The sequence below is a fragment of the uncultured Porphyromonas sp. genome (genome assembly GCF_947254915.1).
Lineage (GTDB): Bacteria > Bacteroidota > Bacteroidia > Bacteroidales > Porphyromonadaceae > Porphyromonas.
In genome coordinates this window covers 1-8,195 of the sequence record NZ_CAMYEZ010000099.1, presented here as the reverse complement: position 1 = coordinate 8,195, position 8,195 = coordinate 1, and the positions used below count along the sequence as shown (strand labels likewise).

Here is an 8,195-nt window from a genome sequence, read left to right as displayed (position 1 = left end):
GTCTTCTGAGCGATGCGCTCGATAGGTTTGTCTAGGTAACGGTAGAAGCCACCGATGGAGATCACCTCTCCAGCGCCGGGGTACCACTCGACACGCAGGTCGGCACCGTCTACAGTCGTCGAGATGACGCTCTGGTTGAAGATCTCCCCGCCGAGGAAGGGGTCATAGAAGCGGTAAGCTGTGCGTTCCATAAACTGCGGACGTACCGTGTTACGGCTGTAGCTCAGTCGTACGTTGAGGTCTTTGATCGGTGTGATCGTGAGATTGATCGAAGGCATGATAGCCACCGGCTTCTCTTTGCGATCCTGCTCGACAATGTTTAGCTCACCCATCGACATCGAGGGGTTGCTCAGCTCTTGGTAAAGGTAGTGCTCAACACGCAGACCCCAGACGAGGCGCAGCAGCTCGCTGTAGCGGTCGTCGAGCATAGCGTAGAGCGCGTTCTGGATGACCCGTCCGTGGTACATACGTCCGTCACCCTGGAGTCGCTTGAGGTCCCAGGCGAAGCCCCCGTCGCGCATGTTCTCCTCTTTGATCAGGTCGGCGATTGTGCTCGTGGTGAAGTCAAAGCCTCGTGTGTTGAAGAGGTGCATCGAGAGCTCCCAAAACTCAAAGCGATTCTCCTTGAAAGCGCCGTCATACCCCGCCTTGAACTTGTGCGTCCAGTCATTGCCAAAGAGGTGAAAGGGTAGCTCTACATTGACCTGCCCGTTGAAGTCTCGCTCATGGTTGAGGTACCAAGCGCGGGTCAGCGGGAAGAGCGTCCCCGACTGCACGCCCACCTGATTGTAGAAGTGACGCGCTCCAGTCTCGTCTAGCTGGCTCACCTGCTGTGTAAAGGCGGCGTCCTTCTGATTGCGCTGTACGTAAGTGTGTGCCAGCGCCCAGTCAAGACGAAGGGACTCGCCTAGCTGATGCTTACCGCTGAGCTTGTTTTGCAAAAGGTCTTGAAAGGTCGGGTAATTGACCTGCTGTCGGTAAGGATTGCTCTCGGGATTGGGATCTTCGTCGCTTAGACCAGTGAGTTCCGAGAGGTCGTTGTCATACTTATGGGTGTAGGTGTTGCGCAGGCTGAGGCGATTAGTGCCTCGCTGCCAACCGATGTTGAGGACTCCCGCAAGGGTCGTGTTGTACTTGTAGTTGGCTCCGCTATTGCGAATGCCAGTATCGACAAAGCTCTCCTGCACCTTATTATATTGCTTGGCATTCATCCACTCGCCACGCTCTATGTGGTCGATGATGGTCTGCTGCTGCATGTTGCGATAGGTGAGCGAGGCGATCAGTCCGAGCCGATGGGTGCCACTCTTGTTGAGGTCCCAGCTCTTGCCGAGAGAGACTTGGTAGCTTTGCGAGAGCGGAGTCTTGCCCTCGTGGATGGTAAAGTTGTCGGTGGTCAGTCGCTTGCTTTGCTCAAAGAGCTCAGGAACGGGGTTGTACGGATCAAAAGGTATCTCGTGCAGTCCCTTAGGGAGGGCGCGCCGACCGTCGTCATAGCCTAGCCAGTCCCACTTTCCTCTGATGCGGTACTTCTGCGTCTGGAAGGTGCTGAGCGAGTTGTAACTGGTGCCAGCGCTGATGGAGATAAAGTCTTTCGTTGGGATGTCTCTCGTAGTGATTTGGATAAGTCCGCCCGAGAAGTTGCCACTAACGTCTGGCGAAGCCGTCTTGAGGACCGTCACATTGTCTATGAGCGAGGTAGGGATTAGGTCAAAGCCGAACGCCTTGGCGTTGCTCTCCGTACTGGGTAGTGGGATGCCATCGAGCGAAGCTTCGTTCCAGCGCTCGCCCATACCACGCACGGCGACATACTTATTGCTCATGGTGGTGACGCCCGTGACACGCTTGAGTGCTTCGCCGAGGTTCTTGTCGGCCGTCTTGCCGATCATCTCGCTCGACACGACCGTGGAGAGCTGAGGCATACTTTGCTGTATCTTCATCGCTCCCGCCGTATTGCTCGTCTTGTAGGAGCCGACCACGACCACCGTGCCGAGTACATTGTCCGCAATGGCGAGATCTACCGAGAGGTTCGTCTCCTTGCCAGCGGCAATGCGTACCTCCTTGATCTGCTTGGTAGCGTAGCCGACGTAAGCGATCTCTACAGTATAGGTGCCAGGGTTCAGACGTAAGGAGTAGTTGCCATCGAAGTCGGTGACCTGTCCACCGCCCGTCTCGATGATGAGCACGGTAGCGCCGATGAGCCCCTCGCCGTGCTCGTCGACGATGCGCCCCGTGAGGGTGCCTAAACGTAAATCAGCCTCGCTACGAGGGATGGGCTGCCCGTGAGGCTGAGCCATCAGCGTAGTGCCAGCAGTAAAGAGTGTCAAAAGGGCGAGTGTGTAGAAAAGCGCCTTGTGTAGCATACGAAATGTCTTCTGTTTCAAATCTTACGCTGCAAAGGTAGTGTGGCGATGTTATCATACGGTTACTCGTTTGTTTCGTTTCGCTGACAAAGGGAAGAGGAGACTATTTGAAAAAGTGCCCTCTCTCCTCTCACCTCTAATCCTCGACCCTCGAGGAAATCAGCCATTGTCTCGGTAGGGATTTCGGAATATCCAGCGAGGAAACGAAAAATTCTTCGGAAGTTTGATTTGCTTCTTCCGAAGTTTCATTTCATTCTTCCGAACTTTTATATCGCCCCTCCGTGAGGAATAAAAAATAGCTCCGTAGGAACTTCAAAATCCCTACGGAGCTACCGGTAAGTAACACCCAACTGTGTACTATTTCAGGAGAAAACAAACGCACACTCGATGCATTCCTTCTGACCTATATATTATATGTCTCTGGGCTAGCTGGCGTAGATGGCGTCTAGTCGTTGGCGCAGCGTGTCGATGTCAACGTCGACGTCGATGACTCCGTTTTGCGCCAGAGAGATCTTGCCACGCTCCTCGCTGATGACGATGACGAGACAGTCTGTAGCTTGCGAGAGTCCTAGCGCACTGCGGTGACGCAGACCTAAGTCTTTAGAGAGATTGGGATCGTTGGAGACGGGGAGGATACAGCCGGCGGCTCGGATGTCGCTGTCAACGATGATCATGGCGCCGTCGTGGAGCGGACTGTTTTTGAAGAATATGTTTTCGATCAGGCGGGCATTGACATCTGCCTTAAAGACCTCTCCCGTGTGGAGGTAGGCGGTGAGCTCCTGCTTGGCTTGGATAGCGATGAGTGCGCCCACTTTCTTGCGAGCCATATTCATACAAGCCAGGACGAGCGCTGCGACACAGCGCTGCTCCTCTTGGGCACTCTGGTCATCGCCCTTGAAGAATTTCCTCAAGAAGCGCCATCTATTGGTACTCCCCAGCGTGATCAGGAAGCGTCTTATCTCCTCCTGAAAGATGATCACCAGGATGAGCATACCCGTGCCGACCAGTTCGTCAAGGATACCTCCCAAGAGGATCATGCCGGCCCACTTGGAGACGATGACCCACACGAGGATAAAGGTGAAGATACCTAAGATCAGCGCTCTCGAGGCGGTCGCTCTCAGTGTCCGATAGACGTAGTAGAAGAGCAGTGCCGAGAGGATAATGTCAAAGAGGTCGACAAGCGTGAAGGATAACCAGTCTAGCGTCATGATAGTGAATGGATTTCTAGCGGTCTCTGCCAGTGGGTGTAGCTACTCGCCCCCGTAGTGTCGGGGAGATGCTTGCGGATCATGTCGGTCACCTGGATCGCCTCGACAGCGAGACGCACGTCGTGGGTGCGGATGATCTGTGCGATGCCCTCCATCAGAGCGTAAGTGTGTAGCACATTGGTCGCATCGCCTGAGTGTATGGCATCTGCTCCGATGACCGTCTGCACCATGCGCTTGCGGGAGAAGCCGACCAGCACGGGCTCGGCAAACTCTTGTAGCGCCTCCCGCTGATGGGTGAGCAGGCGGTAGTGGTCGTCCATGCTTTTGCTAAAGCCATATCCTGGGTCGAGGATTACATCTTTCACACCACAAGCGTGAAGTTGCTCGAGACGCTTTCGGAAGTAGTCCGCCACGCACACCTCGACCGAGGGCTTGTAGTCAACCACTTGGTGCATCCCCTCGACATTGTGCTCTAGGTGCATCAATATGTAGGCGACGCCCAGCTCCCCTACGGTGCTGTACATCTTCGCATCGGCCTGACCGCCTGATATATCGTTGATGATCTCCACACCATACTCCTCGACGCACGCTTTCGCCACGTCAGCACGGTAAGTATCCACCGAGATAGGCAGGTCGGGCGCTTCGGCACGGATGATCTCCAGTGCGTGGCGCAGTCGGCGTAACTCCTCCTCGCCATCGACCAGTTCGCCACCAGGACGTGTCGAGCAGGCGCCAATGTCGATGATCCGTCCACCCTCCTGGACAATCTCGTGGGTGCGCTCAGCGATCGCCTCAGCGGTCTGCTTGCGACTACCAGCGTAGAAGGAGTCGGGCGTCACATTGAGGATGCCCATCACGACAGGCTCCGACAGGTCGAAGGCGCGTCCCCCTAGATTGAGTATGTAAGACATAAGCGTGTCAGGTCTTGTGGTACTGATCGCTCCCCGTCACCTACTGAGGAGTAGGGGCGAGGAGCGGGTTGCTTTTATCAATTAAAGTTTAGCTTGGCGCATATCCTTTGTCTCTGCCAGGGCTTTGTGGAAGGCGAAAGCCTTTTCCAGACAAACAGGCGTCTGTCCCTCCGAAGCCTGAGCTAGGTAAGCGCGTAGTAGCGGGCGGTAGTCGGGATGGGCGCAGTTCTCTATGATGCGCTCCGCACGCTGTCGTGGAGAGAGCCCGCGGAGGTCTGCGATACCGTACTCGGTGATGAGAACCTTGACCGAGTGCTCGGTGTGATCCACGTGGCTCACCATCGGTACGATAGCGCTGATGGCACCGCCCTTAGCGGTCGAGGGCGTGGTGAAGATAGAGATGTAGCCATTGCGGGTGAAGTCGCCCGAGCCACCGATGCCATTCATCATCTTGGTGCCGAGGACGTGCGTTGAGTTGATGTTGCCATAGATGTCCGCCTCTAGAGCGGTATTCATGGTGATGACCCCGAGGCGGCGCACGATGCCTGGGTTGTTTGAGTACTCCTCAGGGCGGAGCAGTAGCTTGTCCTGGAAGAAGTCCCAGTTCTGATAAATGTCTAGGATGACGCTACGACTGACCGAAAGCGAGCATCCTGAAGCAAACTTAACGCGTCCCTCCTTCATCAGCCCAATGACGGCATCCTGGATCACCTCTGTGTAAACTTCAAAAGGTGGGATCTTAGGGCTCTTGCCTACGGAGGCTAGGACCGCATTAGCAATGTTGCCGACGCCACTCTGTAGCGGTAGGAACTCACGAGGGATGCGTCCCGTGCGGATCTCCTCCTCAAGGAACTTCGTGACATTGTCCCCAATCGCCTGCGTCACCTCGTCGAGCGGTGCAAAGCCTCCGTCATCGTTTGGCTCGCTAGTCTTGACGACCGCTACGACCTTCTTCGGGTCGAGCTGTAGGTAAGGCTTGCCGACACGGTCAGAGGGCTTGTAGATAGGCAGCTCACGACGTGCGGGCGGGTCGAGAGGTTCGGCGATGTCGTGTAGTCCACGTATCTTGGCGGGGTGACGATCATTGAGCTCAACGATGATCCGGTCGGCGAGACGGCAGATGGTGGGGAGGATACCGACACCCGTGGTGGGTACCAGCTGACCATCGTCCGTTAGCTCAGCAGCCTCGACGATAGCCACGTCAATCTTGCCAAAGAAGCCAGCACGCAGTTCCTGCGCTAGCTGTGAGAGGTGCAGGTCGCAGTAAGCCACCTCACCGCTATTGATCTCGGTGCGTAGGTCTTTGTTGGACTGATAGGGAGTCCTAAACTTGATCGCATGAGCACGAGCTAGGGTGCCATCAAGACGGTCGCCTGTCGATGCACCTGTGAAGACACCTATGCGAAAGGGTCTTCCCGCCGCATGCTCCTCCTCGGCATAATGAGCGATGGCTTGTGGCACCACCTTAGGGCAACCAGCTGGTGTAAAGCCACTAAAGCCTACCTGATCGCCATTGTGAACTAATCTCGCGGCCTCTTCGGCAGTCATAATTGGGTAAGACATACTACATATTAGGTTAAGTGTTTGTGCTATTAAGCGGACGCCATTGCCCCACTGCGATAGCGTTTCTCAAAGGTACAAAAAAGGAATCATCTTACCCTCCATATAGAGAGCAGAAAGCCCCTAGAGCAATCTTACGATTACTTAGGGGCTCTGGTCTTATTGCTGAGCGAGTCGGCGCTTATGCCTCCTCCTGCTCGATAGCTAGTTGTCCACGATAGTAACCACACTCAGGACAGATGGTGTGGTATACGTGCCATGACCCACAGTTGCTACACTTAGCTAGTGTGGGGGTTGCTGCTTTGTCGTGCGTTCTACGCTTGGCAGTGCGCATATTGGACTGCCGTCTTTTGGGATGTGCCATTGTTTATCTAGTTTATTATTTATCCTTCTCTTCTTGTAGTGAGTCACGCAGCGTACTGAGCGCAGCCCAGCGACCATCGGTCTCCTCTGTAGGGTCAAGGTTATCTAGGATGACCTGCATATCCCTAGCGCAAGCACCATCGGGGTGCATACGGCTGATCGGGAGCGACAGTACGATCAGATCGTAGATCAAGTCAGCGCAGTCCAGCGAGGGGCTGTGATGTGGCACGATAATCTGCTCATCGCTCACCTCCTCGTACTGGTCACCTAGCTTGACGACTAGGTGCTGGGATATGTCAATGCGCATCTCTAGAGGAGCCAAGCATCGATCACAATGTGTCAGCACAGAGCCCACAAGGATTAGTTGCAGGTCGTAGGTATCTCCCACACGATCTACACGGATAGTGCATACTACGGGACCTCCGCTGAGGTCAAACGTAGGACGTGACTCTAGAAAAGCTGACTCTACCACAAAGTCCTCGGTTGAGACGCCTTGGGGCAGTCCCTTCAAATGTATCGTGTACCGACCTCCGTGAGACATATGGGGTGACAAGCTTCTCTACTAATTTAAAAGCACTCTAGAGACACACTGCTAGTGTAGACCTAGGTCTATGCCTGAGTGTACTCTAGGGGTATGAGCGCAAAGGTACAGAAAAATAAGCAGATGGCAAGCACTCGCTAGAAGTGACACAGGCTGACGTAGCTCTGTATTCAATGGGCGTCGTCCTTTCTGTACAGTCAGGACGATCTTGCTAGCAAGATCGTGAGGTTGTTGACTTTTACAACAGTCTCAGGCGATGTAGCCCTATAGACTCATACGATAGCTATGCCCACATCTCAGTCAAGGAGCATCTCTCCCGAGGAATTTCCCAACAGCTCCCGAGGAAATGAAAATTCTCCACCGAGGGACGAAATAAAACTTCGGAAGAATGAAATGAAAGTTCGGAAGAATTTGTTCGATCCTCACTGGAAAACCCAGAATCTCCACGGAGGAATTTAGGGTCTCTTCTGATGAAGTACAAGAGCGACAATCTGCGCAAAAACAAAGGCTCAACCACTAGATGTAGTTGAGCCTTAGTCTATTTCACTATCTCTGCCCTAGCTTAGGTAATTAGTCACGGTAAAGGCTTAAAGATGCTTGCCTATAATCTAGCTTTGCTTAGGGCTAGTGTCCACATTACAAGAGGAGCGTAGCAGAGGGCGCAGTGTACTTGTCAGTTGCCGTTTTTCTGTGGTGAACTCAACCTAGCTTACTGTAGGAAAGAGGGTAGGGAGCTCCGTTAGAATAATGAGTAGTTATTTTTTCGTTAGAGAGTTATCTTGAGTGTGTTGTGAGAGTTCGTAGTAGCGATGTATAGACCTCTAGACCATAGCGTAGCATCTAGGATACAAGTGGTAGAGGTGATGGCCTGCTGTGAGACTAGCTGACCCTCTGCTGTGTAGATGTAGAGTGTCTCATCTGTAGATGTAAAACCCTCTATGTGAAGCTCCTGTCCTACTCTGTGGTAACTCAGTGTGGATATTGGAGCTAGGCGTGGGGATGCGATGTCTGTAGTGTTTTCCTTGCGGTCTTTTGCAAAGAAGAGCTTGTCAATGCTACTCATCGTTACCGTCTCGGGGGTGAAATGCTGGTTAGCATCGCTACGCTCGATCTTGATAGCTCCAGAGGTGAAGGTGATTTTGCTGATTTTGGTCAGGTCATAGCATAGCTCTGAGCTCTCGGTCGTCTTGACCACCAGTGTCGTAGGTAGTGCTTGAGCGGTCACCACTTGAGGTAGAGACAAGAGCAAGAG

General features: G+C 53.7%; 7 protein-coding genes. All 7 read right to left on the bottom strand.

Translation table 11 applies throughout. The annotated features are described in order from the left end of the window. Nucleotides 1-2,381, bottom strand: a 2,381-nt coding sequence (locus Q0X57_RS06500; protein WP_297729254.1) for a TonB-dependent receptor, incomplete at its 3' end; no start/stop codon positions are given. A 404-nt stretch (nucleotides 2,382-2,785) separates the two neighbouring features. After that, on the bottom strand, nucleotides 2,786-3,568 hold the full coding sequence (gene cdaA / locus Q0X57_RS06495) for a diadenylate cyclase CdaA (RefSeq protein WP_297729251.1): 783 nt from the start codon (nucleotides 3,566-3,568) through the stop codon (nucleotides 2,786-2,788). Beyond that, nucleotides 3,565-4,479, bottom strand: coding sequence for a dihydropteroate synthase (folP, locus tag Q0X57_RS06490; RefSeq protein WP_297729248.1), 915 nt, complete (start codon nucleotides 4,477-4,479; stop codon nucleotides 3,565-3,567). The genes cdaA and folP overlap by 4 nt, the downstream gene beginning before the upstream one ends. A gap of 81 nt (nucleotides 4,480-4,560) precedes the next feature. Further along, a complete protein-coding gene (locus tag Q0X57_RS06485) occupies nucleotides 4,561-6,042 on the bottom strand; it encodes an acetyl-CoA hydrolase/transferase family protein (protein ID WP_297729245.1) in 1,482 nt (493 codons plus the stop codon). A 178-nt stretch (nucleotides 6,043-6,220) separates the two neighbouring features. Then, nucleotides 6,221-6,403, bottom strand: a complete 183-nt coding sequence (gene rpmF, locus Q0X57_RS06480; RefSeq protein ID WP_007364621.1) for a 50S ribosomal protein L32 — start codon at nucleotides 6,401-6,403, stop codon at nucleotides 6,221-6,223. A 15-nt stretch (nucleotides 6,404-6,418) separates the two neighbouring features. Continuing rightward, nucleotides 6,419-6,943: a DUF177 domain-containing protein gene (locus Q0X57_RS06475; protein WP_297729242.1), complete on the bottom strand. Its 525-nt coding sequence runs from the start codon at nucleotides 6,941-6,943 to the stop codon at nucleotides 6,419-6,421. A gap of 766 nt (nucleotides 6,944-7,709) precedes the next feature. Next, complete coding sequence (locus Q0X57_RS06470) at nucleotides 7,710-8,192, bottom strand: hypothetical protein (protein WP_297729257.1); 483 nt, start codon at nucleotides 8,190-8,192, stop codon at nucleotides 7,710-7,712. Nucleotides 8,193-8,195 lie beyond the last annotated feature (3 nt).

Coding starts and splice junctions, on each gene's coding strand:
- Q0X57_RS06485 (WP_297729245.1), bottom strand. CDS start 6,042: ATGTCTTACCCAATTATGACTGCCGAAGAGGCCGCGAGATTAGTTCAC.
- rpmF (WP_007364621.1), bottom strand. CDS start 6,403: ATGGCACATCCCAAAAGACGGCAGTCCAATATGCGCACTGCCAAGCGT.
- Q0X57_RS06475 (WP_297729242.1), bottom strand. CDS start 6,943: ATGTCTCACGGAGGTCGGTACACGATACATTTGAAGGGACTGCCCCAA.
- cdaA (WP_297729251.1), bottom strand. CDS start 3,568: ATGACGCTAGACTGGTTATCCTTCACGCTTGTCGACCTCTTTGACATT.
- folP (WP_297729248.1), bottom strand. CDS start 4,479: ATGTCTTACATACTCAATCTAGGGGGACGCGCCTTCGACCTGTCGGAG.